The 25,515-nt window shown below is 67.2% G+C and carries 25 protein-coding genes; 14 read left to right on the forward strand and 11 right to left on the reverse strand.

Annotation, left to right across the window (positions count from 1 at the left end):
• Positions 1–177 precede the first annotated feature (177 nt).
• The 8 genes from mtnB (at position 178) to QO015_RS07655 (ending at position 8,948) form a co-directional block, all read left to right on the forward strand.
• On the forward strand, positions 178–831 hold the full coding sequence (mtnB, locus tag QO015_RS07620; RefSeq protein ID WP_266280303.1) for a methylthioribulose 1-phosphate dehydratase: 654 nt from the start codon (positions 178–180) through the stop codon (positions 829–831).
• Positions 828–1,385 (forward strand): 1,2-dihydroxy-3-keto-5-methylthiopentene dioxygenase, encoded by a 558-nt coding sequence (locus QO015_RS07625; RefSeq protein ID WP_266280302.1) that lies wholly within the window; start codon positions 828–830, stop codon positions 1,383–1,385. Before mtnB ends, QO015_RS07625 begins: the two co-directional genes overlap by 4 nt.
• 254 nt (positions 1,386–1,639) lie before the next feature.
• The gene (locus QO015_RS07630; protein WP_266280301.1) at positions 1,640–2,983 is read left to right on the forward strand and encodes an amidohydrolase family protein; all 1,344 of its coding nucleotides are present in this window, start codon (positions 1,640–1,642) and stop codon (positions 2,981–2,983) included.
• Complete coding sequence (locus tag QO015_RS07635) at positions 2,980–3,921, forward strand: nucleoside hydrolase (RefSeq protein ID WP_266280299.1); 942 nt, start codon at positions 2,980–2,982, stop codon at positions 3,919–3,921. Before QO015_RS07630 ends, QO015_RS07635 begins: the two co-directional genes overlap by 4 nt.
• Positions 3,922–4,256: 335 nt before the next feature.
• Entirely contained in the window at positions 4,257–5,315 is a 1,059-nt protein-coding gene (locus QO015_RS07640; protein ID WP_266280298.1) for a BMP family lipoprotein, read from the forward strand.
• Between the two features lie 95 nt (positions 5,316–5,410).
• Positions 5,411–6,958, forward strand: a complete 1,548-nt coding sequence (locus QO015_RS07645; protein WP_266280297.1) for an ABC transporter ATP-binding protein — start codon at positions 5,411–5,413, stop codon at positions 6,956–6,958.
• Complete coding sequence (locus QO015_RS07650) at positions 6,955–8,028, forward strand: ABC transporter permease (RefSeq protein ID WP_266280295.1); 1,074 nt, start codon at positions 6,955–6,957, stop codon at positions 8,026–8,028. Before QO015_RS07645 ends, QO015_RS07650 begins: the two co-directional genes overlap by 4 nt.
• Positions 8,025–8,948, forward strand: a complete 924-nt coding sequence (locus QO015_RS07655) for an ABC transporter permease (RefSeq protein WP_266280293.1) — start codon at positions 8,025–8,027, stop codon at positions 8,946–8,948. Before QO015_RS07650 ends, QO015_RS07655 begins: the two co-directional genes overlap by 4 nt.
• 423 nt (positions 8,949–9,371) lie before the next feature.
• On the opposite strand, the gene QO015_RS07660 is transcribed toward QO015_RS07655, so the two are convergent.
• From QO015_RS07660 to QO015_RS07675, 4 genes are all read right to left on the reverse strand, one after another.
• Positions 9,372–10,205, reverse strand: coding sequence for a carbohydrate ABC transporter permease (locus QO015_RS07660; RefSeq protein WP_266280292.1), 834 nt, complete (start codon positions 10,203–10,205; stop codon positions 9,372–9,374).
• A 23-nt stretch (positions 10,206–10,228) separates the two neighbouring features.
• Complete coding sequence (locus tag QO015_RS07665) at positions 10,229–11,131, reverse strand: carbohydrate ABC transporter permease (protein ID WP_266280291.1); 903 nt, start codon at positions 11,129–11,131, stop codon at positions 10,229–10,231.
• A gap of 137 nt (positions 11,132–11,268) precedes the next feature.
• Positions 11,269–12,531, reverse strand: coding sequence for an ABC transporter substrate-binding protein (locus tag QO015_RS07670; protein ID WP_266280289.1), 1,263 nt, complete (start codon positions 12,529–12,531; stop codon positions 11,269–11,271).
• A gap of 59 nt (positions 12,532–12,590) precedes the next feature.
• Positions 12,591–13,727 carry a mandelate racemase/muconate lactonizing enzyme family protein gene (locus QO015_RS07675; protein ID WP_266280288.1) on the reverse strand — a complete coding sequence of 379 codons (1,137 nt, stop codon included), beginning with the start codon at positions 13,725–13,727 and terminating at the stop codon, positions 12,591–12,593.
• Between the two features lie 37 nt (positions 13,728–13,764).
• On the opposite strand from QO015_RS07675, the gene QO015_RS07680 reads away from it, so the two are divergent.
• Positions 13,765–14,496, forward strand: coding sequence for a GntR family transcriptional regulator (locus tag QO015_RS07680; RefSeq protein WP_266280287.1), 732 nt, complete (start codon positions 13,765–13,767; stop codon positions 14,494–14,496).
• Positions 14,496–14,825, forward strand: a complete 330-nt coding sequence (locus QO015_RS07685; protein ID WP_266280286.1) for an L-rhamnose mutarotase — start codon at positions 14,496–14,498, stop codon at positions 14,823–14,825. Before QO015_RS07680 ends, QO015_RS07685 begins: the two co-directional genes overlap by 1 nt.
• Positions 14,826–14,908: 83 nt before the next feature.
• On the opposite strand, the gene QO015_RS07690 is transcribed toward QO015_RS07685, so the two are convergent.
• The 7 genes from QO015_RS07690 to QO015_RS07720 form a co-directional block, all read right to left on the reverse strand.
• A complete protein-coding gene (locus tag QO015_RS07690; protein ID WP_266280284.1) occupies positions 14,909–16,015 on the reverse strand; it encodes an ABC transporter ATP-binding protein in 1,107 nt (368 codons plus the stop codon).
• Between the two features lie 2 nt (positions 16,016–16,017).
• On the reverse strand, positions 16,018–17,133 hold the full coding sequence (locus QO015_RS07695; RefSeq protein WP_266280283.1) for an ABC transporter ATP-binding protein: 1,116 nt from the start codon (positions 17,131–17,133) through the stop codon (positions 16,018–16,020).
• A gap of 17 nt (positions 17,134–17,150) precedes the next feature.
• Positions 17,151–17,351, reverse strand: a complete 201-nt coding sequence (locus QO015_RS07700) for a hypothetical protein (protein ID WP_266280282.1) — start codon at positions 17,349–17,351, stop codon at positions 17,151–17,153.
• A 13-nt stretch (positions 17,352–17,364) separates the two neighbouring features.
• Positions 17,365–18,321: a carbohydrate ABC transporter permease gene (locus tag QO015_RS07705; protein ID WP_266280281.1), complete on the reverse strand. Its 957-nt coding sequence runs from the start codon at positions 18,319–18,321 to the stop codon at positions 17,365–17,367.
• A 1-nt stretch (position 18,322) separates the two neighbouring features.
• Entirely contained in the window at positions 18,323–19,213 is an 891-nt protein-coding gene (locus QO015_RS07710) for a carbohydrate ABC transporter permease (RefSeq protein WP_370877455.1), read from the reverse strand.
• Between the two features lie 251 nt (positions 19,214–19,464).
• Positions 19,465–20,778 (reverse strand): ABC transporter substrate-binding protein, encoded by a 1,314-nt coding sequence (locus QO015_RS07715; protein WP_266282411.1) that lies wholly within the window; start codon positions 20,776–20,778, stop codon positions 19,465–19,467.
• Positions 20,779–20,850: 72 nt separating this feature from the next.
• Entirely contained in the window at positions 20,851–21,552 is a 702-nt protein-coding gene (locus tag QO015_RS07720) for a TetR/AcrR family transcriptional regulator (RefSeq protein WP_370877405.1), read from the reverse strand.
• A 184-nt stretch (positions 21,553–21,736) separates the two neighbouring features.
• Between QO015_RS07720 and QO015_RS07725 the strand changes: the two genes are divergently transcribed.
• From QO015_RS07725 to QO015_RS07740, 4 genes are all read left to right on the forward strand, one after another.
• Positions 21,737–22,936, forward strand: coding sequence for a Tm-1-like ATP-binding domain-containing protein (locus QO015_RS07725; RefSeq protein ID WP_266280276.1), 1,200 nt, complete (start codon positions 21,737–21,739; stop codon positions 22,934–22,936).
• An 11-nt stretch (positions 22,937–22,947) separates the two neighbouring features.
• On the forward strand, positions 22,948–23,778 hold the full coding sequence (locus QO015_RS07730; protein WP_266280274.1) for a phosphoenolpyruvate hydrolase family protein: 831 nt from the start codon (positions 22,948–22,950) through the stop codon (positions 23,776–23,778).
• A gap of 25 nt (positions 23,779–23,803) precedes the next feature.
• Positions 23,804–24,205, forward strand: coding sequence for a cupin domain-containing protein (locus tag QO015_RS07735; RefSeq protein ID WP_266280272.1), 402 nt, complete (start codon positions 23,804–23,806; stop codon positions 24,203–24,205).
• A 75-nt stretch (positions 24,206–24,280) separates the two neighbouring features.
• Positions 24,281–25,324: a sugar phosphate isomerase/epimerase family protein gene (locus tag QO015_RS07740; RefSeq protein WP_266280271.1), complete on the forward strand. Its 1,044-nt coding sequence runs from the start codon at positions 24,281–24,283 to the stop codon at positions 25,322–25,324.
• Positions 25,325–25,515 lie beyond the last annotated feature (191 nt).

Below are 25,515 nucleotides of genomic sequence, written 5' to 3' on the forward strand. Positions count from 1 at the left end.
CGAAGACAGGTGAACTCGCAATGGTTTTTTGATACAGCGGCCGGATGGGGGCGCGGAACGAAGGATTTTCTCTTTGAGAGGGCTCCTTTGGGAAATTCCGCCTCCCCCCGCGCGTGTCGCGCGGTCTATCTGAAGAGCGTCCGGCCGGGGAGGCCGGCAGCGTGCTGGGAGTCTTTCGTGGCGCTTGATCTCGCGCAGCAATCCGAGCCCGACGAGGCGCAGGTGACCGCGGCCGTCGAGGCCGTCATATCGGCTGGCCGCATGGCCGCCGCGCGGCACTGGGTGCCAGCCACCTCGGGCAATTTCTCGGCCCGCATCGATGCGCATCGCATCGCCATCACGCGCTCGGGCGTCGACAAGGGCGCGCTCGAGGCGGCCGACATCCTCATTCAGCCGCTCGATGCGCCGCTCCTGCCGCGCTCGTCCGCCGAGGCGCCGCTGCATATCGCGCTCTATCGCCGCCGGCCCGAGCTCGGCGCCATCTTCCATGTGCACGGCCCGGCATCGACCGTGCTGTCGCGCGGCGTGGGCACCGGGACGCTCCGCCTCCAGGGCTGGGAGTTGCAGAAGGCGCTCGCCGGCATCACATCGCATGAGGAAGCGGTCGACGTGCCGGTCTTTGCCAACGACCAGGATACGGCCCGCCTTGCCGATCTCGTCGAGGCGCGGCTCGCCGCGCCGCCGCATGACGCCCGCCTCGCGCCCGGCTATCTTCTCGCCGGACACGGACTCTATGCCTGGGGCGCCTCGCCGAGGGAGGCCGCCCGTCATCTCGAAGCGCTCGAAACGCTGTTCGAATTCGAGCTTTCTTATCGGAGGTTCACGCCATGACCACGCTGACCATCTACGAGGACAAGAACCCGGACAACGTCGTCGTCTCGACGACCGATCCGAACGAGATCAAGAGCCTGCTCGACAAGGTCGGCGTGGCGTTCGAGCGCTGGAAGGCCGGCGCGGAGCTGCCCGAAAATGCGACGCAGGACCAGGTCATCGCCGCCTACAAGACGGAAGTCGACCGCCTCTCGGCCGCCGCCGGCTACCAGACCGTCGACGTGATCCGTATCACGCCGGACAATCCGAAGAAGGACGAGCTGCGCGCGAAGTTCCTCGACGAGCATACCCATGACGAGGACGAGGTCCGCTTCTTCGTCGAGGGATCGGGCGCCTTCTACCTGCATCTCGGCGACAAGGTCTATCAGGTGGTCTGCACCCGCGACGACCTGCTGTCGGTGCCGGCCGGCACGCAGCACTGGTTCGACATGGGCCCCGAGCCGCGCTTCACCTGCATCCGCCTGTTCGTGACGCCGGATGGCTGGGTCGCCAAGTTCACCGGCGACAAGATCTCCTCGATCATCCCCCGCTTCGGCGAGCAGGTCGCGGCCTAAGGCTCTCCCCCAGCCCTCGTCCCTGCGGAGAGGGCAAGCGGGAGCCCCCGACCTTTCGGCATCGAGCCGCACCATTCTTGCCCCTCTCCCCTGAGAGAGGGGTGGGGCCCCCTGCGCGGGCCATGGCGGACGTCGCCCCCAAAGTCCCCGTCCCCAACCGAACATCTTTGCCGCCGTTGCCGCCAATCGCGGCTTGCGCGCGGCGGGGATCATGCGAATCTGGCGGCCCTTTCGAGACCGGCCGGACGACCCGCATGACACGAGAACTCATCCACAGCGCAACCCTCATGACCGTCGACCCGCAGGACCGGGTCGTCGATGACGGCTGGCTGGTGATCGAGGACGGACGCATCGCCGAGCTCGGCCCGGCCTCCTCGCGCCCCGGCAGCGCGGGCTTCGACCGCGTGACCGATCTTTCCGGCCATCTCCTGATGCCGGGCCTTGTCAACGCCCACACCCACAGCGTGATGGTGCTGTTCCGCGGCCATGCCGAGGGCCACAGCCTGCTCACCATGGATGGCTGGTACAACACCATCCGCGAGCCGGAACTCGCGATGGTGGCCGAGGATGTCGCCCCGGCCGTTGCGCTCTCCTGCGCCGAGATGGCGCTTTCCGGCACGACCACCTTCTGCGACCAGTATTTCTTCGCCGAGGAGATCGCCGGGGCCGCCGGCCGCGCCGGGCTCCGCGCGGTGATCGCCTATGGCATCGTGCAGCTCGGCGACGAGGTCCGCGGCGCCGAGGAACTGGCCAAGGCCGCCGCCTTCGTCGAGGGCCAGCGCTCGTCCGACGGCCGGATCATTCCCTGGTTCGGACCGCATGCCCCCTATGTCGACAACACGGAGGCTCTGCTGGCCGAGGAAGTCCGTGTCGCCAACCGCCTCGGCTGCGGCATCCATCTCCACATGGCCTGCGGCCCCGAGGACAACGAGGAGACGCTCGCCCGCTACGACACCACCGCCTCCGTCGCGCTCGAAAAGGCCGGCTTCTTCGGCGGCCGCATTCATGCCGCGCACTGCCTTGATCTTTCGGACGAGGACATCGCGGTCTTCGCCCGCGCCGAGGCCGCGTCGGTCGCGCATTGTGCATCCGCCGGCCTCCGCTCGGGACGCGAGGCGATCTGCCCGGTCGTGCCGCTGAAGCGCGCCGGCGTCACGGTCGCGCTCGGCACAGACAACGTCGCCGCCAACAACAGCTACGACATGGTCGCGGAAATGCGCGTCGCCGGCCTCGTCGCCTCGCATCGCCAGCGGCAGGCGCAGCCGCTCACCTCGCGCGAACTGGTGCGGATGGCCACCATCGACGGCGCCCGGGCGCTCGGCCTCGAGCACGAGATCGGCAGTCTCGAGAGCGGCAAGGCGGCCGACCTCGTCGCCATCGACATGCGCGGCCCCGGCTGGTCGCCCGCGCCCGACCTCGCGACGCTGCTCGTCTATTCCGGTTCCGGCCGCGACACGCGCCATGTCTGGGTGGCCGGCGAGCGCATCGTCGACGACCGCCGCCTGACCCGCCGCGCCTATGGCGACATCCGCGCCGATTATCAGGGCGCCTATGACACCTTCTGGCGCCGCGTCGCCGCTGCGCGGGAGGCAGCATGATGGCCCGCCGCCTTCTCGTCGACACCGATGGCGGCACCGACGACGCCCTCGCCCTCGCGCTGCTCGTCGCGCTCGGCAGGGCGCCCAGCTTCGTCACGACCTCGTTCGGCAATGTCGCGCTCGACCAGGCGACCGACAACATCCTCGCGACGCTGGCGATCCTTGGCTGCGACGCGCCGGTGCATGCCGGTGCCGCGAGGCCGCTGATCGGCGCGGCGATCGACGCGGCGGATGTGCATGGCGAGGACGGGCTCGGCGGGGCGCCGCGGCCCGCGCGCCAGGCGCCCCTCGCCTCGCGCAACGGCGTCGATTTCCTGCGGGCGACGCTGCGCGCGGCGGCCCGCGACGGGGACCCGGTCGACATCCTCGCGCTCGGCCCGCTGACCAATCTCGCCCTCGCCTTCGCCGCCGAGCCGGAAATCGCGCGGGGGCTCGGCGAGCTGGTGATCATGGGCGGCACGGTGTTCGGCCGGGGCAATGTCACGGGCGCGGCCGAGTTCAACATCCTCGCCGATCCCGAGGCCGCCGCCATGGTGCTGGCGCTGCCCCTGCCGACCGTGATGGTGCCCTGGGAGCCCTGCGTCGAGGCGGCGCTTCCGGGCGATGATCTCGACGCGCTCTTCGCCGCCGCTCCCTCCGGCCCGCGCCGGGATTTCCTCCTCGCGCTCTCCGATCAGCTCCGCCGGGTCTCGATCGCCTATGGCGAGGGCGACCGCCTCTCGCCGGCCGACCCGCTCGCGGCCGCCGTGCTCGTCGAGCGATCGGTCGCGACGGCGACGCTGTCGACGGGCGTCGCGGTCGAATGCGGCGGCGCCTTCTCGCGAGGCGCGACGATCCTCGACCTGCCGCGCAAATGGGCCCTGCCGCCGGTGACGGTGGTCGAGCATGTCGACCCGGCCGCCTTCCGCCGTCTTTTCGCGGCGGCCATCGCCGCCTGAGCGGACGCCGCGCCGTCGCTCTTGCGCGCACTCCTGCCGGCGTTTCGGGCCCCTTCGACTCCGAGTCGGCGCGTGCCGTCTTCGGTATGCAGGTTGTGCGAGACCGCATCCACAGCCCGCGATCACGTATCCGGCACTGCTCGAAAAACGCTCAACAAGTGGCAGTGGGCGGGACAGATTTTGAGCTTGCACAGAAAACGCGCCGACCTAGGATCAATCGTCCCGTCGGGCGCCGGCCAGCGAGGCGCAAGCCACAGCGGTTCGGATCGGGGGCGCATGAGCAATAATGTGACGGAGGTCAGCCGTCACAGCCAGTCGGCAGGGAGACCAGTTCTATGACCAAGATGATGAAGACGCTGACGCAGAGCGCGGCGGCGTTGACGGTGGTGGCGGGCATGGGCGCGGCGGTCGCCCCGGCGACAGCCCAGACCTACACCAAGGAGAACCCGCTCAAGGTCGCGCTCGTGCTCAACGGCACGCTCGGCGACAAGAGCTTCTTCGATTCCGCCCAGCGCGGCATGGACCAGGCCATGAAGGAGCTCCCGGTCGTCGTGAAGACGATCGAGCCCGGCTATGACCGTTCCAAGTGGCAGCCGGCGCTGGCCGACGCCGCCGATGGCGACTACGACGTCGTGATCACCGGCACCTTCGACATGGCCCCCTATGTGGCCGAGCTGGCGCCGCAGTATCCGGACAAGAAGTTCATCCTGTTCGACGACACCGTCGACTATGCGAAGGGTGGCTTCGACAACGTCCTCTCGGTGCAGTACCGCACCTCGACGGCGGCCTATCTCGCCGGCTATGCGGCAGCGAAAGTCTCGAAGACGGGCACCATGGGCCAGATCCTCGGCACCGAGGGTTCCGTGATCCTCGAATTCGTCGTCGGCTTCGAGCAGGGCGCCAAGGCGGCCAACCCGAATGCCAAGCTGCTGCGCGCGACGGTCAACTCGGCCAATCCGTTCAGCGACCCGGCCAAGGGCAAGGAACTCGCTCTCGCCCAGATCCAGCAGGGCGCGGACGTGATCTTCCCGATCGCCGGCTCGACCGGCATCGGCGCCCTCCAAGCGGTGCGTGATGCCAAGAAGCTCGGCATCGGCGTCGACAGCGACCAGGCCGTGATCTTCTCGGCGACCGACCAGGCCCAGGCCGACGTCATCCTGACCTCGGTCGAGAAGCGGGTCGGCGAGTCGCTCCTCCTCCTGCTGAAGCAGACGCTCGACGGCACCGCCAAGTATGGCACCTCGTCGATCCTCGGCCTCCAGGAAGGCGCGGTCGGCATCTCGGAGAACAAGTACTACGACGCTCTCGTTCCCGAAGACGTCCGCAAGGAAGTCAAGGAACAGGAAGCGAAGATCGTCTCCGGCGAGATCAAGGTCGAGACCACGATGAACTGAGCCGTCGGCGGCCTCGCGCCGCGGACTCTCGGACTTCCCCGCCCGGCGGCATGCCGCCGGGCGGACAGGCCTGATGTGACAACCAGCCGGACGAAATGAAGCCCTTTCTCGAAGCGATCGGCATCGACAAGACCTATCCGGGTGGTGTCCACGCCAACAAGAACGTGGACCTGACCGTCGCGCATAGCGAGGTCCATGCCGTGGTCGGCGAGAACGGCGCCGGCAAGTCCACCCTCATGAAGATCCTGTTCGGCGTCGAGCAGCCGAATGCCGGCGAGATCCGCCTGGACGGGACCCCCATCACGCTCCATTCGCCGCGGGCCGCCATCGCGCATGGCATCGGCATGGTGTTCCAGCACTTCTCGCTGGTGCCTTCCTTCACCGTCGCCGAAAATGTCGTGCTCGGCGTCGAGCCGCGCAACGGCCTGAAGCTCGATCGAAAGCGCGCCGCCGAGACCGTCCAGGCGCTCGCCGACCGCTTCCGCCTGCCCGTCGATGTCGAGGCGCCCGTTGAGCGGCTGCCCGTCGGGCAGCAGCAGCGCGTCGAGATCCTGAAGGCGCTCTACCGCGACGCGAAGCTTCTCATTCTCGACGAGCCGACCGCCGTTCTGGCGCCGCAGGAGGTCGAGGAACTCTTCTCCGCCATCCGCTCGCTGACGGCACAGGGCCGCACCGTTCTCTTCATCGCCCACAAGCTGCCTGAAGTGATCGAGATCTCGAACACGATCTCCGTCATGCGCGCCGGGCAGATGGTAGGCCGCGTCGACAAGAAGGATGCGACCGAGGCCGGGCTCGCCCGCATGATGGTCGGCCGCGACGTGGCGCTGAAGGTGACCCGCGCCAAGGCTGGTGATCATCCGCATCTCTGCCGGATCTCCGGCCTCACCATCAAGAACGACCGTGGCCTCGACGCCATCTCCGGCATGGACATCGTGCTGCGCGCCGGCGAGATCGTCGGCATCGCGGCCGTGGAGGGCAACGGCCAGAGCGAACTGTTCGAGGCGATCGGCGGCCTTCGGCCTGTCGAGGCCGGTTCGGTCGAACTCAACGGCGTCGACATCGTCGCTGTGCCGGTCGACCAGCGCCGCGACGCCGGCCTTGCCCATATCCCGGAAGACCGTATCGCGACGGGCAGCGCCGGCGGCGCCACAGTCGCCGAGAACATCGTCGCGACCGAGCTGGAGAACGAGCGCTTCGTGCGCCACGGCCTGCTCGATCTCGGCGCGATCCGCAAGCATGCCGTCGAGCTGATCGATCGCTTCAGCGTCCGCGTCTCGGGACCGGACGCGGCCATCGGCACGCTCTCGGGCGGCAACATGCAGAAGGTCGTCGTCGCCCGCGAGCTCTCCTCCGATCCGAAGCTGCTGCTCGTCTCGCATCCGACGCGCGGCGTCGATCTCGGCGCGACGGAGTTCATCTGGCAGCGCATCGCGCTCGCCCGCGACGCCGGCAGCGCCGTCTTCCTCACCTCGGCCGATCTCTCCGAGCTCCTGTCGCTCTCGGACCGCATGATCGTGCTTTATCGCGGCCGCATCGTCGCGGCCTTCTCCAACACCACCGAACTGACGCCGGAAATGCTGGGCAGCTACATGCTCGGTTTCGCCGAGCAGCCGGTGCATGAACGCCAGGCGGCGCTCGCATGACCAACGGCAAGATCTTCTTCGACGAGACGCGCCGCATCCTGTTCGCGGCCGCCATCGCGCTGCTCGTGGCGCTCGTCATCATCCTGATCGCCTCGAAGGCGCCGCTCGAAACCTTCGAGACATTCATCGCCGGGCCGCTCTCCTCGAAGCGAACGGTCGGCAACTGGATCGACGATTCCGCGAAGCTGGCGCTGGCAGGCCTCGCCTTCAGCCTCGTCTTCCAGGCGCGGCAGTTCGCACTCGGCGTACAGGGCCAGGTCTATGCCGGCGGCACGGTCGCCGCCGCGATCGCGCTGTCGCCGCTCGGCCTTTCCTGGGTCTCGATCCCGGTCGCCGCCATCGCGGCTATGATGGCCGGCGCGTTTCTCGGCTTCATCCCCGGCTATGCCAAGGCGAAGCTGAACGCGAACGAGATCGTGTCGTCGCTGATGCTGAACTACATCGCCTACGACATCGCCAATCTGTTCCTGCGTCTCTATCTCGCCTCGCCGAAGAGCGGCCTCACCGCCTCCGAGGCCTTCCCGGCTTCGGCGGTCTATCCGGCCTTCATCGCCCGCACACGCATCGATCTCGGCGTCGTGCTCGCGCTCGGCGCGGTGGCGATCGTGTGGTTCCTGCTCTACCGCACCGCCTGGGGCCTCCGCCTGCGCCTCACCGGCCACAATGCCCGCTTCGCCGCCTATTCCGGCATCCGGTCGAACTTCATCATGGTCAGCGCCATGACGGCGTCGGGCGCGATCGGCGGCCTGCTCGGCGCGCTGTTCGTGCAGGGCCAGGGCTTCGCCAAGATCGTGGTCGGCTTCGAGGGCGGTCTCTCCTTCGAGGGCATCCTGATCGCGATCGTGGCGCGCAATCGTCCGCTCGCCATTCCCTTCGTCGCGCTCGGCTATGGCTATCTGCGCCAGGGCGCGGCGCTGATGGGCTATCGCACCGACGTGCCCGCCGAGGTCATCGGCATCGTGCAGGGCATCGTCATCCTCCTGGTCGCCTCGTCCTTCACGCTGCCCGGCCGGGCCCTCCTCAACCGCATCATGGGCGGCTCGTCCGCCGCGCGAGCCCCGTCGACATGAACGAGATCTTCGACACGATCCTCTCGGCCGCCTTCGTCGCCGCGGTCATCCGCACGACGACGCCGGTGCTGTTCGCCTCGCTCGGCGGCCTCCTGTCCGATCTCGTCGGCTCGCTCAACGTCGCGCTGGAAGGCATGATGCTGATCGGCGCGCTGACCGCGGTCGTCGTCTCGGCCTATGCGCCCTGGTATGTCGGCGTCCTCGCCGGCCTCGCCGTCGGCGGCATGCTCGGCGGCCTGATGGCGCTCTTCCATCTGCGCTTCAAGGCAGACGTGATCCTGGTCGGCTTCGCGGTCAACATCATCGCGGCCGGCGGCACGGTCACCGCGCTCAACTATGCGACCGGCGGCGACAAGGGCACCTCGATCAACCTGCCGTCCAAGGCCGTCCCCTCGCTCGACCTCTCCTTCCTCGACGCGATCCCCGGCATCGGACCGGTGCTGACGCAGATGTTCTCGGGCCATTCCTATCTGACCTGGCTCGCGGTCTTCCTCGTCTTCGCCATCTGGTATTTCCTCTACCGCACGCCGGAAGGCCTGCGCTTCCGCGCCGTCGGCGAATATCCCGCCGCCGCCGAAGCCGCCGGCATCTCGCCGAACCGGCTGCGCACCTATGGCCTCGTCGCCTCGGGCGCGTTGGCCGGCCTCGGCGGTGCGCAGCTCGCGATGTTCAACTTCGTCGGCTTCACGCGCGACATGACTGCCGGCCGCGGCTTCATCGCGCTCGGCGCCGTGCTGCTCGGCCGCCGCCATCCGGTCGGCACTGCGATCGCCGCCGTGCTGTTCGGCGCCTTCGAGGCCCTGTCCATCGCGCTCCCCGGCATCCTGCCGCGCGTCCCGGGCGAGGTGATCCACACCATCCCGTTCGTGGTGACGGTCCTCGCGCTGATGCTCTCCTCGAAGCGCCGCGTCACGGCGTAGGGGGTGTCTCGCTTGCCTTCACCTCTCCCCGAGGAGAGGTGAAGGCCTAAGCTTGCCCACAACCCTTCGCAGAGAACTCCTTCCCCACCCCTTCCCCGCTTCGCGGGAGGGGGAGCGGGCCCTCCCATTACTTGCGTTGAACAACCACCCTCGATGCCGGCCGAGCTGCGGCCCTCTCCCCCCTTGTGGGGGAGAGCTGGAGAGGGGGTGCCGTCCCCGCCGCACGCCGATCCGGAAGGCTTCCCCTTCACCTCTCCCAGAGGGAGAGGTCGACGGCGGAGCCGGCGGGTGAGGGGTTAGGGACTCTCCGGAGAGGGCATGCTCCTCACCCGGATCTTCCGGTCCAACCTCTCCCAATGGAAAAGGTGACGGCGAGGCCCGCGGTGCCGGGAACGCGCAATCGCCCTCTGGCCTCGCGCCCGGTTACCCCTTCACCGCGCCGACGGCGATGCCGCTGACGATCTGGCGCTGGAAGATCACATAGATGATGACGATCGGCGCCGCGGCCAGCACGATTCCGGCGGCGAGCAGTGGCACATTGGTCGTGTATTCGCCGCGCAGCGCCGCGATGCCGACCATCAGCGTGCGCTCGTCCTGCAGCACGAGCAGCGAGATCAGCACGTCATTCCAGCAATAGAGCGTGTTGAGGATGCCAAGCGTGATCAGCGCCGGCTTCCCCATCGGCAGCATGATGTGCCACCAGACCTGGACGAGGCCGGCGCCGTCGATCTGCGCGGCCTCGAACAATTCCCGGGGCAGCCGCGCATAGAAGGCGGTCATCAGGTAGACGCTGAAGGGCAGGAAGAAGGCGGTGTAGGCGATGACGAGGCCGGCGCGCGAGTTCACGAGGTCGAGCGCGATCATCGTCCGGTAGAATGGGACGAGCACCACCTGGACCGGGATCATCAGCGAGACGAGGATGATCGTGAACACGATCTTGGCGCCGCGGAACCGCAGCACCGCCAGCGCATAGCCGGCGAGTGAGGAGACGACGAGCAGCGTCAGCACGGCGCCGATCGTCACCACGACCGAATTGGTGAAATATTCCGACAGGCGCGACTGGGTCCAGGCCTGCGCGAAATTGGCCAGCGTCGGGTCGCTGGCGAGGCCGAAGCGGTCGAGCACGAAGCCCTTTCTCGTCTTCAGCGCCGCGTTGATCGTGAAGAAGACCGGATAGACGCAGGAGAGCGCCAGCAGGACCATCGGCAGCGCGATGAGCGTCAGCGCGCGCTTCTGGCGGATCTCGACGGCGGCCATGGCTGCTCCTCGGAGGCTGTCGGTTACAGGCTGGCGTTTCGGGACATGATGCGGATCTGGATGAAGGCGAGCCCCGCCATGAGGGCGAACAGCACCATCGAGATCGCGCTCGCATAGCCCGGCCGGTTCATGCGGCCCTGCTCGAGCCAGATGAGGAATTCCGGCAGCGTCGTCGACGTGCCCGGCCCGCCGGCGGTCAGCACATAGATCAGGCCGAACATCGAGGTCAGCATGCCGATGGTGGTCACAACGGCGGCGAATTCGATGATCGGCCGGATCGACGGGATGACGATGTGCCACCAGGTGCCGAATAGCCCGGCGCCGTCGAGCTTCGCCGCTTCCAGCATGTCGGAGGGGACCGTGGAGAGCCCGGCGAGGAAGATGAGCAGGCTCATGCCGAAGGTCGCCCAGAGCTGGACGGCGATCAGGCTGAACAGCGCGGTCGACGAGTTGCCGAGCCAGTCGACGGCCGAAAAGCCGAGCGCCTTCAGCATGGCGTTGAACGAGCCGTCATAGCGCAGCAGCATGTTGAAGATCGCGCCGACGATGACCGACGACAGCACGGCCGGGAAGAAATAGACGGCGCGGAACAGTTTGCCGCCCGGCACGCCCTGGTGGATCAGGATCGCGAGCAGCATCGGCAACCCGATCCAGACCGGCAGCGTCGCCAGCAGGATCAGCATGTTGACGATGCTGTCGATGAAGACGGGATCGCGGGTCAGCGCCGCGTAGTTGGCGATACCGACGAAGCGGGCGGCCGACATGCCGTCATAATCGGTGAGCGAGGTGCCGAAGCCCCAGATGAGCGGCACGATGCGGAAGACGATCACCAGCGCCAGCGCCGGCACGACGAAGAGCAGGCCGAGCCGGCCGGGATCATCGCCCAGCAGGCGGCGGCGGGGTGCGGATACGGACCGATCGCTCATTGTTGCCTCCGTCATGGCCGGGATCGTCCCGGCCAGTCACGGCTTCGCGTGGCGGCGGGGACGCATGTCATCGAAAGCTCGGGCCTGCATGGCCGGGACGGACCCGGCCATGACGAGGCGTCCGGGAGGCGCGGCCGTTACTTCTTCTTCGCCTGCGCCTGCACTTCGTCCATGCGGGCGAGCGCCTTGTCGACGGTCGTCTCGCCGGTGAAGAGCAACTGGCTCTGGCGGTGCCATTCCTCGGTCTCGGCGGTCGCCATGTTGTTGTGGGCGAGCGGCACGCCATCGGCGAGCCAGCCGAGGATCACCTTGGCCGAGGGGCTCGCGACCTTGGACGTATCGACCTTGGTGTCGGCGGGGATGGCGCCGGCCGATTCGAAGAAGACCTGCATATGCGGCGTATCGGCGAAGCTCTTGGCGAGTTCGACCGCGAGGTCCTTGTTCGGCGAGAAGGCGGTGACGCCGTAGCCGATGCCGCCGGCGAGCGGCAGCTTCAGCGATCCGTCTCCGCCCGCGACCGGCGGCATCACATAGACGCCCACCTTGTCGGCTCCGAGGAAGTCGTCGAACTCCTTCCAGTGCGCGACGTCGGAGATGAGGCCGATCGTGTTGGCGTTCTCGCCGCGCTCGAAGCTCTCGTACTCGTCCATGAACTTGGCGGTCGAGTTGGCGCCTTCGGCGTACCAGCCGTCCTTGTTGGTCTCGACCCAGGCCTCGACGATCGCCTTGACCTCGGGGCTCGACCATTTGAGGTCGCCCTTGGTCCAGGCGTCCTGCTGTGCCTTGGTCCAGCCATTGGCCGCCACGGCCGAGAGGAAGAAGTCGGCGCCGAAGCCTTCCTTGTTGCCGAGCGCGAAGCAGGTCGTTCCCGACGCCTTCAGCTTGGCGCAGATGTCCTTGAGCTCGGCCCAGCTCTGCGGCGCCTTCGCCGGGTCGAGGCCGGCCTTCTGCCAGAGGTCCTTGTTGTAATAGACCGCGAAACCCTGGATCGAGATCGGCACCGCATAGGCGCCGCCGTCGGCGCCGGTGAATTCGTCCCAGCCGGCGATGCGGCCCTTGATGTCGGCGATCTTGTCGTCGAGCTTCAGCAGAGCGGCGGTGCGCTCCTTGGTCTGAGAGCCGCCATGCACGAGCACGACGTCCGGCCCCTGCCCGGCCGAGATCGCGGTGCCGAGAAGCGTGTAATACTGGTCATGCGGCTGCATGACATATTTGACCGTCACCCCCGGATGCGCGGCCTCGAAGTCCTTCTTGACGGCCTCGTAATAGGGCTGCGTCGTCGGATCGCCCGACTTCCAGTCCCACACCGTCAGCGTCGTGTCGGCGCGGGCCGCGCCGAGCGTGACGGCGATGGCGGCGAGCATGGTTCCGGCGCGCAGCGCCCTCGAAAGCGATGTCATGTCCCTGTCCTCCCTAGCGAAAACGGCATGGTGCGCGCCGCCTCCCGCGGCGCGCGGCATCAGCGCGGAAAGCGCGGATTGAAGGGCGCCGGCGGCAGATCGGCCGGGTCGATCACGTCCGGAACGGCATGGATGCGGCGCGCCTCATCGGAGAGCACCAGCCCATGGCCCGGCCGGTCCGGCGCATAGGCATAGCCGTCGCGGATCTCGATCGGCTGCTCGACGAGATGGTCGAAATTCTGGAACGAGTATTCGAGCCACTCGACCTCGGGCAGCGCGATGGCCATGTTGATGCCGATCTCCAGCATCGAGTTGCCGAGGCTGACCGGGATGCCGTATTCGGCGGCGAGCCAGCCGATGCGCATGACCTCCGAAACATGGCCGTGGACATTGATCATGTCTGTGCCCCGCGCCTCCATCAGCGCCCGCTTGCCCGAGGCGTCGAAATATTCGCCCGAGTTCACCAGCGTGAACGGACAGCCGGCGCGGATCATCTTCAGCCCTTCGAAATCGAAGCGCAGGCACGGGTCCTCGATCCACAGGATGTCGAAGCCGGCCTTGTTGATGATGTTGAGGCGGCGCACCGCCTCCTGCGGAGACCAGCCCTCATTGGCGTCGATCATAATCGCCTGCGGCTTGCCGACCGTGCGGACCAGGAGATCGAGCCGGTGCAGGTCGCGCTCGATGTCGGGATGGCCGACCTTGATCTTGAAGGCGGTGTAGCCGATCGAGGCGGCATGCGCGAAGAGCGCGCAGTAATCGTCGTCGGAGAGATGGTAGTCGAGGCCGCTCGCATAGGCCTTCACGCGCGTCTTGGTGCCGCCGAGCAGCTTCCAGAGCGGCAGGCCCAGCTGCTTCGCCGTCAGGTCCCAGACCGCCTGGTCGATGCCCTCGCCGAAGGGCAGCGAGGCGCCGCGGATATTGCCGCCGCGCGGCCGGCGCACGCGATGGGCCAGCGCCGCCGGGTCCGCGCCCTCGAGGCCCGGCCAGATCTCGGCGCGGAAGATGCGCTCGATCTCGGCCAGAGCCGGCAGCGGGTTGAACAGCGAGAACACGAAGCCGAGACCGGTCAGGCCCGTGTCCGAGATGAGCTCCAGCGTCGCCACATTGGCATGGGCGATCTTCACCTGGCTGTCGCCGATGACGCGGTCGCGCGCAAACTGGAAACGGGTCAGTCGATAATCGACGATGCGCATGATATGAGTCGCTGATCCATCAATCGTGGGATTTGATATGCCACGCAGGCAATCTGATAGATCAGAAGAGACCGCGCCGCAAGCGCCCGCCGAAGCCGCGGAGCGTCCCGAGCGCGAGGCGACGACGCTCTCGCTCTCGGAGATCGCCTATCAGCGCATTCTGGAAATGCTGTTCGAGCGCCGCCTGCCGGCGGGCGCCTTCGTCTCGCAGAACGATCTCGTCGCGATCGTCGGCGTCCCGGTGGCCCCGCTCCGCGATGCGCTGCGCGTCCTTCAGACCGAGGGCCTGCTGACGATCCATCCGCGCTCGGGCATCCGCTTCCTGAAGCCCGACTTCGAGTTCGCGCGACACACCTACCAGTTCCGCTCCGTCCTGGAGCGGCCGGCGGTGCGCCTATTCGCCGAGCTGGCGCCGCTCGAGCGGATGCGGGCGATCCGCGCCCGCCACGAGGCGGCGATCGCACTGCTCGAAGCGACCGGCTTCACGCCCGAGGTCGCCGCCGAGGCGGTGGCGCTCGATGCGCTTCTGCATTTCGAGATCATCGGCGCGCTCGGAAATCCGCTGATCGAATCGACCTATCGCCGCGTGCACAATTACCTGCAATTGATCCGGCTCGACCGGACACTGTCCGCCCCGATCGTTCTTCGGACGCTGCGCGAGCATCTCGACCTTCTCGACGCCTGCCTCTCGCGCGACGCCGACCGCGCCGAGGCCTCGCTGCAGGCGCATTTCACGCAGGCGCTCCAGCGCACCATGGGGATCTTCTGATGCAGAGGATGGGCATGGTCATCGGCATCCGCCCCGAGCGGATCGCCGACTATAAGCGACTGCATGCCGAAGGGTCGGCGGAGGTCAACGCGCTCCTCTCCGCCTGCGGCGTGCGCAACTATTCGATCTATCTACGCGAGCCGGAAAACCTGCTCTTCGGCTATTGGGAATATCACGGCGCCGACTGGCCGGCCGACGCCGAACGCCTCGGCCGCGAGCCGGCGATCCGCGCCTGGCTCGGCCAGACCGATCCCTGCCAGCAGCCGCTCGCCTCGGCGAAGGACGGCGAATGGTGGGCGATGATGGAAGAGGTCTTCCATCTCGACTGAGGGGGCAGAGAAGCGCACAGCGAGGGACGCCAGGGGGCCGGGTCTGGCGCCGACGAACCTTAGGCCGGGACCCCGCGAAAGACTTACTCCGCCGCCTGAAGCTCCCTGCCCTCCTGCGAGAGATTGAGCCCCGTCGCGGCGTCGAAGAGGTGCAGCTTCGACTGGTCGAAGCTGAGCCGCATCGGCGCGTCGATCTCGGCCGCCGTCGTCGCCGGCATGGTCGCCTTGAACAGGCAGTCGCCGGCCTTCAGCGTCACGATCTTCTCGACGCCATGGTTCTCGACGCCCCAGACGCGCGCCTCGATCACCCCGTCGGCGTCGAGATGGACGTCCTCGGCGCGGATGCCGAGCGTCAGCGGACCGCTGGTGCGGCCGAACCGCGCCCGCAGCGCCGCGCCGATCGGGAACTCGATCGCCGCGGACGGGATGCGCAGCCGGTCGCCGAGGAGGTCGGCGGCGAGCAGGTTCATGGCCGGCGAGCCGACGAAGGACGCGACATAGGTGTCGCGCGGATGGTGGTAGATCTCGTAAGGCGTGCCGACCTGCGCGAGGCGACCATCATTCAGCACGCCGACCTTGTCGCCCATGGACATGGCCTCGATCTGGTCATGCGTCACGAACAGGAAGGTCGCGCCGAGCTGCATCTGCAGGTCCTTGAGCTCGGACCGGAGCGCCTCGCGCAGCTTGGCATCGAGATTGGAGAGCGGCTCGTCCATGAGGAAGATGCGCGGCGAGCGCACGATGGCGCGGCCGATCGAGACGCGCTGCATCTCGCCGCCGGAGAGGCGGTCGACCTTGCGGTCGAGCAGGTGCTCGATGCGCAGCGTCTTCGCCGCCTTGGCGACGCGCTGGTCGATCTCCGGCTGCGGCAGGCGGCGGACATTCGATTTCAGCGGGAATTCGAGGTTCTGCCGCACCGTGTAGCGCGGATAGAGCGAATATTGCTGCAGCACGAGCGCCACGTCGCGCTCGGCGGCGCTCCAGCCGCCGACATCGATGCCGCCGATCTCGACCGTGCCGGCGGTCGGCTTCTCGAGGCCGGCGATGAGCCGCAGCGTCGTCGTCTTGCCGGCGCCGGTCGGCCCGAGCAGGACGAAGAACTCGCCATCGGCGATTTCGAGATCGAGGTTCTCCAGCGCGGTATGTGCGCCGAAGGTCTTGGTGATGCTCCGCAAGCGGACATGCGCCATGGTCAGCCCCCCAGCCTGATCGCGAGCGACTGCCCGGACTTCGTATCGAAGAAATGCGTTTGCGTCGCGTCGAGCCGGGCGAAGACCGTGTCGCCCGCCTTCTCGACGAAACCGGAGGCGGTGCGCGCCCGCAGCACGCCCGAGCCGACCTTGAGATCGACGATGTCATAGGCGCCGAGCGGCTCGATGATATGCGCCTCGAGCGGCACCGTCCCCTCCATCGGCTGGCGGGCGACGACGACGCCTTCGGGACGGATGCCGAGCGAAATTCCCTCCCCGCCCCGGCCACTCGCCGCGATGCGCGCCGGCAGGTCGGCCGGCATGGCGAAGGCCTCGCCGCCATCGCCGACCCTGAGCCGCGCCGCGCCGCCGTCGGTCTCGAGCCTCGCCGTGGCGATGTTCATGACCGGGCTGCCGATGAACTGGGCCACGAAGAGATTGGCCGGATTCTGGTAGACCTCGATCGGCGAGCCGACCTGCTGGAGCACGCCCTCGCTCATGACGACGATGCGGTCGGCGAGCGACATCGCCTCGACCTGGTCATGGGTCACATAGACCGAGGTCGCCTTGTTCTCGATATGGAGGCGCTTCAGCTCCGAACGCATGTCCTCGCGCAGCTTGGCGTCGAGCGCGCCGATCGGCTCGTCCATCAGGATCGCCTTCGGCCGGCGCACGAGCGCGCGGCCGATGGCAACGCGCTGCATGTCGCCGCCCGAAAGGGCCGACGGACGCTTCTGCAACAGATGCGTGATGTCGAGCGCCGAGGCGACGACACGCACCTGGCGGTCGACATCCGCCTTGCTCTCGCCCGCCGCCCGAAGCGGAAAGGCGATGTTCTCGAACACCGTCAGATGCGGATAGAGCGCATAGAGTTGGAAGACGAAGGCGATATCGCGCTCGGAAGCCTCGAGATCCTGTACCGGCTTGCCGTCGATGCGGATCTCGCCGGACGAGATGTCCTCGAGGCCGGCGATGGCCCGAAGCGTCGTCGTCTTGCCGCAGCCCGACGGCCCCAGCAGCACGACGAATTCGCGGTCGGCGATGGTGAGGTTCAGGTCGCGGATGACCTGAACCGCGCCGAAGAATTTCTGCACGTTGGAAAGGACGATCTCGGCCATGGGTCAGTGGTCCTTCCTCAGTGGTCCTTGGCGGCGGCGGGCGCCGGCTTCGGCACATGCGCGGCGATGTTGAAGCCGACGAGGCCGACGAGGATGATGGTGACGCCCCAGCTGTGCAGCCCGAGATGCCAGGGCTGGCAGAGCGCGACGATGCCGCCGATCATGAAGGCGATCGAGGCCGGCTCCAGATAGCGGGCGCTGATCTCGCGAAAGGTCATGAGGGTCCTCCCATCACTTCCGGATGGCGCCGAAGGTGACGCCGCGCAGCAGATGGCCGCGAAGGGCGAAGGTGAAGATCGCGACCGGCACCAGGAACAGGAAGGTTCCCGCGGCGATCACGGTCCAGTCGATGACGCCGGAGCCGAGCTGCGAGGGAATGAACGGCGGCGCCGTCTGGGCGCGCCGGTTGGTCATGATCAGCGCGAAGGCATATTCGTTCCAGGCGGTGATGAAGCAGAACACCGCGGTCGCCGCGATGCCCGTCGCCGCCTCCGGCAGCACGATCTTGAAGAAGGCCTGCATGCGTGTGTAGCCGTCGACCAGAGCCGCCTCCTCATATTCCTTCGGAATCTCGTCCATGAAGCCTTTCATGAGCCAGACCGAGAAGGAGAGGTTGAAGGCGGTGTAGAGGATGATGAGGCCGATATGCGTGTCGGTCATTCCGACCGCCCGGTACATCAGGAACATGGGGATCGCGACCACGACCGGCGGCAGCATGCGCGTCGAGAGGATGAAGAAGAGCAGGTCCTGCTCGCCCTTCACGCGGAAGCGCGAGAAGCCATAGGCCGTGAACGTCCCCATGCCGACGGCGAGCACCGTCGAGGTCACGGCGATGATCAGCGAGTTCATGAAGCGGCTCGGATAGGCCGAGAGCTGCACGTTCTCCCCGGTTCTCAGCACGCGCTCGCCATTGTCGATGATGCGCTGCTCCCACCAGGGCGCGGCGTCGCGCGTCTCCTGGTCGACCGGCTTGGTGAGCTGGACGCGCTTGGTGAACAGCTTGATGAAGGGCGTGATCTCAGGCGTGAAGAACACGGTCGGCGGCACGGTGGTCGCCAGCGCGCGCGGCTTGAAGGCCGTCGAGCCGATCCAGTAGATCGGGGCGAGGAAGACCAGCGTGATGACGAGGACGGCGGCGATGGCCGCGCGGTTGGCGACCAGCTGGCCGCGGGAACGGACGGCGGCCATCCTAGCGCTCCTTCACCCGGTTGAGATACTTGACGTAGATGTTGGTGATGGCGAGCACCATGATCAGCACGATGTAGGCGAGCGCGCTCGATCGGCCGGTCTGCCACTCCTGGAAGGCCATCTTGTAGAGGCGGATCGAGATCAGCTCGGTCGTGTCCTGGCTGGACATGACATAGGCGAGGTCGAAGGTCTTGAAGGCCTCCATGGTGCGGAAGATGATCGCGATGAGAAGGATCGGCGCCACCAGCGGCAGCGTGATGCGGCGGAAGGTGTAGAACTTGCCGGCGCGGTCGATCGCCGCCGCCTCGTAGAGGTGCTTCGGCACCGCCGAGAGCCCGGCGAGCGACAGGAGCATCACGAAGGGCGACCACATCCAGATATCGGTGATGGCGACGGCATAGAGCGCCGCGTCGCGGTTCGAGAGCCAGGCGAAGTCGCCGAGGTGGAACACGTAGTTGATGACGCCCCAGGACGGGTCGTAGAGCAGCTTCCAGAAGAGGCCCACCACCGCCATCGACATCATCATCGGCAGCAGAAGCAGCGTCGTGATGAGCCCCTTGAACGGGATGGCGCGGTTGAGCAGAAGCGCGATGCCGAAGCCGACGACCACCTGGCCCGTCACCGAGACGATGACGTATTTCGCGGTCACGACGAAATTGTTCCAGATGAACTCGTCGCCGAGCAGCTCCCGATAGTTCTGAAGGCCGACGAAATTCGCCGCCTGGTTCGTCGAGGCCCGGTAGTCGGTGAAGGAATAGCCGAGCGAATAGATCAGCGGAAAGATGTTGAAGACGATCAGGAAGGCGATCGTCGGAATGATGAACATGTTGCGGATCGTGAGATCGCTCCAGCCGCGCGCCGCGGCACGCGATCCCGGATCGAGTCTGGTCATTGCGGCCATGGCCACGGGCAGGCTCCTTGACGAATGGGGGACCGGCCGTTCCGCCAGTCGCGGCTTGCGCATCGATGGCGCCGCCGGGCTCGGGCGGCGGCTGCGGATCGGGGTCGTCCGCGTTCGGCCCCGCCGTCGCCGGCGGGCCGGCGGCGCGCGCCCCGGCTTCAGGAAAAACGGGCCCGCCGGCGGATTGCGGCCGGCGGGGATCGTGTGTCCGGCCCCGCGCTCGCCGCGCGGGGCCGTTCCGCTCAGTTCGAGTAGCGGCCGTATTTCGTGAAGGTCTCGGTCCAGTCCTTGGCGAGGCCGTCCAGCGCTTCCTTGGCCGTGCCCTTGTCGCCGACGACATAGGGGCCGAGGCGGTTGTTGAGCTGCGAGAGCAGCTCGGCATATTCCGGCACCGCCCAGAAGTCCTTCACCTTGAACATGGTCTCGTAGAAGGCCTTGTTATAAGGCGTGGCATTCTGGAATTCGGCCGACTTCAGCACCGCCTGCGAGCAGGTATAGCCGCCGAGTTCGGCCCACTTCTTCTGCACGTCGTCGCGGATGAACCATTCCAGGAAGCGCATCGCCGCTTCCTGCTTCTTGGAATAGGAGACGATCGAGATGCCCTGGCCGCCGAGCGCGGCGGACTGCACGCCCGTCGGGCCCGCCGGGTTGGCGAAGAAGCCGGTGACCTTGGCGTGCGGGTTGGTCGCCTCGTTGAGCAGCGAGGGGAAGAAGGCGAAGTAGTTCATGCTCATCGCCGCCAGACCTTCGGTGATGGCCTGGTTGTCCTCCTGGAAGAAGGTGTTGCCCCAGTTGGGCGGCGTGAACTTGTAGAGCTCCTTGTACATCTCCAGCGCCTCGACGGCGACCGGGGCGTTGACGATGCCCTCGACCTTGTAGGTCGAATAGTCGCCGAGATCGCCGCCATAGGAGAACAGCGCATTCTCGAAGCCCATGGCGAGCGCGTCATAGGTCGTCTGCGTATAGATGGCGATGCCGTAGCGCTTCTCGTCCGGGCGATAGAAGAACTCGGCGATGTCGCGCAGCTCCTTGAAGGTCTTCGGGACGTCGAGGTCGTAGCCGTATTTGGCCTTGAACGCCTCCTTCTCCTTCGGATCCTCGAACCAGTCCTTGCGATAAGCCCAGCCGACGGCGTCGCCCTCGAGCGGGATGGCCCAGTATTTGCCGCTGTTGGACGGGTACTCGGCGTAGTATTTCACCGTCGCCGGCGCCATGACTTCGCTGAGCTTGTGCTTGTTGAAGAATTCGGTCAGGTCGACATAGTGACCGCCGGTCGCGCCGGCACCGAGCCACTGGCTGTCGCCGACGACGAGGTCGTAGGCGTCGCCCTTGGCGTTGAACTCGGTGAAGGCCTTGGTCTGGAAATCCGACCACGGCGTCGTCTCGACCGTGACCGTGTCGCCGGATTCCTTGGAATATTCGTTGACGAGTTCCTGCAGATAGTTCGCCGGATCCCATTCGGCCCAGAAGATCGTCAGATCTTCCGCTGCCGCGCTCGCGACACCGACCAGCGTGAAGCCGACGCCGGCAAGCAAGCCCGTAAAGGTCTTCCTCAGCATTGCAGCATTCCCTCCCTTTTGCGCTGTCGCATTGCCGCAGGGGCGACAGCCCGCCTTCCCGTGGTCCGGTCAGGCCCCCTTCTTGCGCGGTCTCCCTGTCTCTCCCTCGGCCGGCGCCGGTCCGGTGGCCGCGGTCTCTCCCTCCGCTGCCTCCGCCTTCGCCGTCCGGATCAATGCCCTCGCCGCCCAGCTGGCCACGTCCTCGGCCGCGTCGACGTCCAAACCCCACAGATCCTTGAGGATCACGATCGCCTCGATGCCGAACAGCAGCGACAGCGCCTGTGTGACCCTCTCCGTCCTCTCGCGGCCGATCTCGGCCGCCAGCGGCTCGACCGCCGCCTTCAGCAGGCCGCGGCGGTTGCCGCGCACGACCCGCGCCTCGGTGCCGAGCGTCCCGGCCCGCCGACGCTGCCACTGGTCGAGCGCCAGCAGCAGAGCCGCCCGATGCGTCGCCTCGAACGCCTCCATCCGGTGGAAGGCGAAGCCGAACAGCGCCGCGACATTGGCCTCGGCATCCTCCGTCTCGGCCCTCCAGCCCAACACCGGACCGAGCGCCTCGTCCACGGCGGCCTGAATCATCGCCGCCTGGCTGGGGAAATAGCGATAGGCCGTCGCGCGCGACACGCCCGCCGCCTCCGCCACGTCCGAGACCGACGGACTGCCGCCATCCTGCATGAGCCGGATGGCGGTATCCAGCATCAGCCGCTTCATGCGGCCGCGCGGTCCCTTCTCGACCTCCCCCCGGAGCTGGCCTTGACCTGAGACTGACATGCCAATACGATACGCGTGTCTCAGAATAAAAGCAATCGATCTGTTCGCGCCCCGATCATCGGGGAGGATGACGCAGGACGCGAAAGACCAGCAATTCCAGGGCGTTACAACGCGGACTCGCCCGAGTCCGCGACGCCTGTCGCTTGCCTCGGGAAACCCGGGAGCGGCGATCCCGGGGGCAGGAATGTCGCGCATCTACATCGTCGGCACGGCCGACACGAAGGGCGAGGAACTCATCTTCCTCAAGGGCGTCATCGACGCCGCCGGCATGGAGACCGTCCTCGTCGACGTTTCGACCCGCCCCGCCTCGATCGCCGCCGAAATCCCCCCCGAGGCGGTGGCGGCGCTTCATCCGGAGGGTGCGCGGGCCGTGCTCGGCCTTTCCGATCGCGGCACCGCCGTCTCGGCCATGGGCGAGGCCTTCGCGCGCTTCATCGCCGGCCGCGACGACATCGGAGGCGTGATCGGTATCGGCGGCGGCGGCGGCACGTCGATCGTGACCGCGGGCATGCGGCGGCTTCCCATCGGCCTTCCCAAGCTGATGGTCTCGACGCTCGCCGCCGGCGATGTCGGCGCCTATGTCGGCGTCTCGGACATCGTGATGATGCCGTCCGTCACCGATCTCGCGGGCCTCAACCGCATCAGCCGCACGGTGCTGCAGAACGCCGCCCATGCCATCGTCGGCATGGTGCGCTATCCGGTCGTCGAGACCTCCGGCCTGCCGCCGATCGGCCTCACCATGTTCGGCGTCACCACGCCTTGCGTCACGCGGGTGGCCGAACTCCTGCGCGGCGAGCACGACTGCATGGTGTTCCACGCGACGGGCACCGGCGGGCGCAGCATGGAGAAGCTCGTCGACAGCGGCCTGCTGGTCGGTCTTGTCGACGTCACGACGACGGAGATCGCGGATCATCTGGTCGGCGGCGTGCTCTCGGCCGGGGCCGACCGCCTCGGCGCGGTGGCGCGCAGCGGCATCCCCTATGTCGGCTCGCTCGGCGCGCTCGACATGGTCAATTTCTGGGCCATGGACACTGTGCCGGTAGAGTTCCGCGACCGGACTCTCTACCGCCACAATCCGAACATCACGCTGATGCGCACCACGGTGGAGGAGAACCGCGCCATCGCCGCCTTCATCGCGGAAAAGCTCAATGCCTGCGAGGGCGAGGTGCGGCTGCTGATCCCGGAAAAGGGCGTCTCGGCGCTCGACGTCGAGGGCGGCCCCTTCTTCGATCCCGAGGCCGACGCCGCGCTGTTCGACACCATCGAGGCGCTTCTCGTCCAGACCGGGCGGCGACGCATCCTGCGCCTGCCGCTTCACATCAATGACCCGGCCTTCGCCGATGCGCTGGCCCGGGAGTTCCGCGCGATCAGCGCACAAGCATGAAAGGAAGGCGGATGCCGTTCATTCCGCGCCGACAGATCCTCGAAAAGTTCAACGACATGGTGGCGCGCCGCGTGCCGATCATCGGCGGCGGCGCCGGCACGGGCCTGTCGGCCAAATGCGAGGAGGCGGGCGGGATCGACCTGATCATCATCTACAATTCCGGACGCTACCGCATGGCCGGTCGCGGCTCGGCGGCGGGCCTGCTCGCCTATGGCAACGCCAACGAGATCGTGAAGGACATGGCGCACGAGGTGCTGCCGGTCGTCCGCCACACGCCGGTTCTGGCCGGCGTCAACGGCACCGACCCCTTCCTGCTGATGCCGCATTTCCTGGCGGAGCTGAAGGCGATGGGCTTTTCCGGCGTCCAGAACTTCCCGACCATCGGCCTCTTCGACGGCGTGATGCGCGCGAGCTTCGAGGAGACCGGCATGGGCTTCGGCCTCGAGGTCGACATGATCCGCGCGGCGCACGAGATCGACCTCCTGACGACGCCCTATGTCTTCAATGCCGAGGAATCGCGCGCGATGGCGGAGGCCGGCGCCGACATCATCGTCGCCCATATGGGCGTCACCGTCGGCGGAGCGATCGGCGCGACATCGGCAAAGACGCTGGCGGACTGCGTCGGCGAGATCGACGCCATCGCCGAGGCGGCGATGGCGGTCAGGAAGGACGTCATCATCCTCTGCCATGGCGGCCCGATCGCCCAGCCCGAGGATGCCGGCTGGATCCTGCAGCGCACGGCCAACTGCCACGGTTTCTACGGCGCCTCCAGCATGGAGCGGCTGCCGGTCGAGGTCGCGCTCACCGACCAGACGCGGCGTTTCAAGGCGCTGACCTTCTAGAACGACAAAGACGAGGGAGGATGCCATGTCCGAGGGACAGTTCGTCATCGCCGCCGAGACCGAGCCCGAGGTGCTCGACTGGGGCCGCCTCAGATGGATGAGCCACCCGCCGAAGACCGGCGCCGACCAGTTGACCGTCATCGACGTGACGCTCTCGCCCGGCAAGGGCCACAACTTCCACAAGCATCCCGACCAGGAAGAGGTGATCTATGTCACCGGCGGCCGGGTGGAGCAGTGGCTGGGGATGGAGAAGCGGATCCTGACGGTCGGCGACTCGGCCTTCATCCCCGCCGGCCTCGTCCATGCCTCGTTCAATGCCGGAGCCGAGGATGCGCATGTCGTCGCCATTCTCGGCCCCTGCATCGGCCAGAACGGCTATGTTTCGGTCGAGGTCGGCAGCGAGGCGCCCTGGAAGGACCTTCGCTGACACGCCCGATCTGCGCCGGCGGGGCAGCAAGATCCCGCGGCGCTTCCAGTTGAACCGCGATCTCGGGAGGATCCGATGCCCAACACCTATCCGAAGCTGCACAACGCCGCCTGGCCGGGCGTCGTCGGCAAGGGCGGCGACAGCGAGCCGATCATTCCGCTCGATACGCTGCTGCGCCTCACGGCCAATGCCGAGGTCGACGGCGTCAGGTTCGACGGCATCGACCTCTTCATCACCGCGCCACATTTCGACATCGACAGCGACAAGGACGCGGTCAAACGGATGACCGACCACATCGCCTCCTACGGGCTGAAGGTCGGTTCCTTCGTGGCGCCGATCTGGGGCGGCGCAGGCGGTGGTTCGGCGATGGGCACGGCCGACGAGCGCAAGCGGTTCCTCGAGCAGGTCCGCAAGGCCTGCGCCATCGGCCAGCAGATGCGCGAGCTCGGCATCCGGCCGACCGGCGGCATCCGCATCGATTCCTCCGTCGGCGTCGAGGCCTGGGACAAGGACCCGGAGGCCAACACCAGGCTGATCGCCCGCACCTTCTCCGAGGCCGCCGACATCGCCGAGGACTATGATGAGTTCCTCGTCGCCGAAGGCGAGATCTGCTGGGGCGGCATGCATTCCTGGCGCGAGATGGTGAAGCTCCTGGAGATGGTCGACCGGCCCGGCGTCGTCGGCTACCAGGCCGACATGGCGCATTCGATGCTCTACACGCTCGGCTACAATGCCGAGCAGGATCGCATCCTGCCGAAGGACTATGACTGGTCGGACAAGGCGACGCTCGATGCCGCCTATCGCAAGGTCGCCGATGCGCTCCGGCCCTGGACGATGGATTTCCACGTCGCGCAGAACGACGGCACCGTCTTCGGCTCCGGCGATCACGAGAAGACCGGCCGCCACTGCCGCGTCGACGATCCGAACGGCCGCCTCGATATCGTGAAGCATGCCGGCTACTGGCTGCGCGACCGCGAGGGCAACCTCACCAAGCGCATGCGCCACATCTGCTGGGACGGATGCATGTTCCCGAACAGCGTCATGGAGAGCCAGGACACCTGGAACAAGGTGCTCGGCGCCATGATCAAGGTGCGCGAGGCGCATGGCTGGTCTGAGTAGCGCTCCCCTTTTCTTTCCTGCCCTCTCCAGCCTTGCCGGGGAGAGTCGGAGAGGGGGGCGCCGGGCGTCGGAGGGGACATCCGCGAAGAGAACCCTCCCCCTGGCCCTCGCCCGCCTTGCGGAAGAGGAAATCATCGCTGCCTGCCTGTGTCCTGCTGCACGATGTGGCGGCCGGGCACTCTTCACGATCG

Source organism: Kaistia geumhonensis, from assembly GCF_030815145.1.
Lineage (GTDB): Bacteria > Pseudomonadota > Alphaproteobacteria > Rhizobiales > Kaistiaceae > Kaistia > Kaistia geumhonensis.

What these genes read in the sequence shown, in the direction of transcription:
- QO015_RS07625 (WP_266280302.1), top strand. Translation starts at nt 828, where the DNA reads ATGACCACGCTGACCATCTACGAGGACAAGAACCCGGACAACGTCGTC.
- QO015_RS07630 (WP_266280301.1), top strand. Translation starts at nt 1,640, where the DNA reads ATGACACGAGAACTCATCCACAGCGCAACCCTCATGACCGTCGACCCG.
- QO015_RS07635 (WP_266280299.1), top strand. Translation starts at nt 2,980, where the DNA reads ATGATGGCCCGCCGCCTTCTCGTCGACACCGATGGCGGCACCGACGAC.
- QO015_RS07640 (WP_266280298.1), top strand. Translation starts at nt 4,257, where the DNA reads ATGACCAAGATGATGAAGACGCTGACGCAGAGCGCGGCGGCGTTGACG.
- QO015_RS07645 (WP_266280297.1), top strand. Translation starts at nt 5,411, where the DNA reads ATGAAGCCCTTTCTCGAAGCGATCGGCATCGACAAGACCTATCCGGGT.
- QO015_RS07650 (WP_266280295.1), top strand. Translation starts at nt 6,955, where the DNA reads ATGACCAACGGCAAGATCTTCTTCGACGAGACGCGCCGCATCCTGTTC.
- QO015_RS07655 (WP_266280293.1), top strand. Translation starts at nt 8,025, where the DNA reads ATGAACGAGATCTTCGACACGATCCTCTCGGCCGCCTTCGTCGCCGCG.
- QO015_RS07660 (WP_266280292.1), bottom strand. Translation starts at nt 10,205, where the DNA reads ATGGCCGCCGTCGAGATCCGCCAGAAGCGCGCGCTGACGCTCATCGCG.
- QO015_RS07665 (WP_266280291.1), bottom strand. Translation starts at nt 11,131, where the DNA reads ATGAGCGATCGGTCCGTATCCGCACCCCGCCGCCGCCTGCTGGGCGAT.
- QO015_RS07670 (WP_266280289.1), bottom strand. Translation starts at nt 12,531, where the DNA reads ATGACATCGCTTTCGAGGGCGCTGCGCGCCGGAACCATGCTCGCCGCC.
- QO015_RS07675 (WP_266280288.1), bottom strand. Translation starts at nt 13,727, where the DNA reads ATGCGCATCGTCGATTATCGACTGACCCGTTTCCAGTTTGCGCGCGAC.
- QO015_RS07680 (WP_266280287.1), top strand. Translation starts at nt 13,765, where the DNA reads ATGCCACGCAGGCAATCTGATAGATCAGAAGAGACCGCGCCGCAAGCG.
- QO015_RS07685 (WP_266280286.1), top strand. Translation starts at nt 14,496, where the DNA reads ATGCAGAGGATGGGCATGGTCATCGGCATCCGCCCCGAGCGGATCGCC.
- QO015_RS07690 (WP_266280284.1), bottom strand. Translation starts at nt 16,015, where the DNA reads ATGGCGCATGTCCGCTTGCGGAGCATCACCAAGACCTTCGGCGCACAT.
- QO015_RS07695 (WP_266280283.1), bottom strand. Translation starts at nt 17,133, where the DNA reads ATGGCCGAGATCGTCCTTTCCAACGTGCAGAAATTCTTCGGCGCGGTT.
- QO015_RS07700 (WP_266280282.1), bottom strand. Translation starts at nt 17,351, where the DNA reads ATGACCTTTCGCGAGATCAGCGCCCGCTATCTGGAGCCGGCCTCGATC.
- QO015_RS07705 (WP_266280281.1), bottom strand. Translation starts at nt 18,321, where the DNA reads ATGGCCGCCGTCCGTTCCCGCGGCCAGCTGGTCGCCAACCGCGCGGCC.
- QO015_RS07710 (WP_370877455.1), bottom strand. Translation starts at nt 19,213, where the DNA reads ATGACCAGACTCGATCCGGGATCGCGTGCCGCGGCGCGCGGCTGGAGC.
- QO015_RS07720 (WP_370877405.1), bottom strand. Translation starts at nt 21,552, where the DNA reads ATGTCAGTCTCAGGTCAAGGCCAGCTCCGGGGGGAGGTCGAGAAGGGA.
- QO015_RS07725 (WP_266280276.1), top strand. Translation starts at nt 21,737, where the DNA reads ATGTCGCGCATCTACATCGTCGGCACGGCCGACACGAAGGGCGAGGAA.
- QO015_RS07730 (WP_266280274.1), top strand. Translation starts at nt 22,948, where the DNA reads ATGCCGTTCATTCCGCGCCGACAGATCCTCGAAAAGTTCAACGACATG.
- QO015_RS07735 (WP_266280272.1), top strand. Translation starts at nt 23,804, where the DNA reads ATGTCCGAGGGACAGTTCGTCATCGCCGCCGAGACCGAGCCCGAGGTG.
- QO015_RS07740 (WP_266280271.1), top strand. Translation starts at nt 24,281, where the DNA reads ATGCCCAACACCTATCCGAAGCTGCACAACGCCGCCTGGCCGGGCGTC.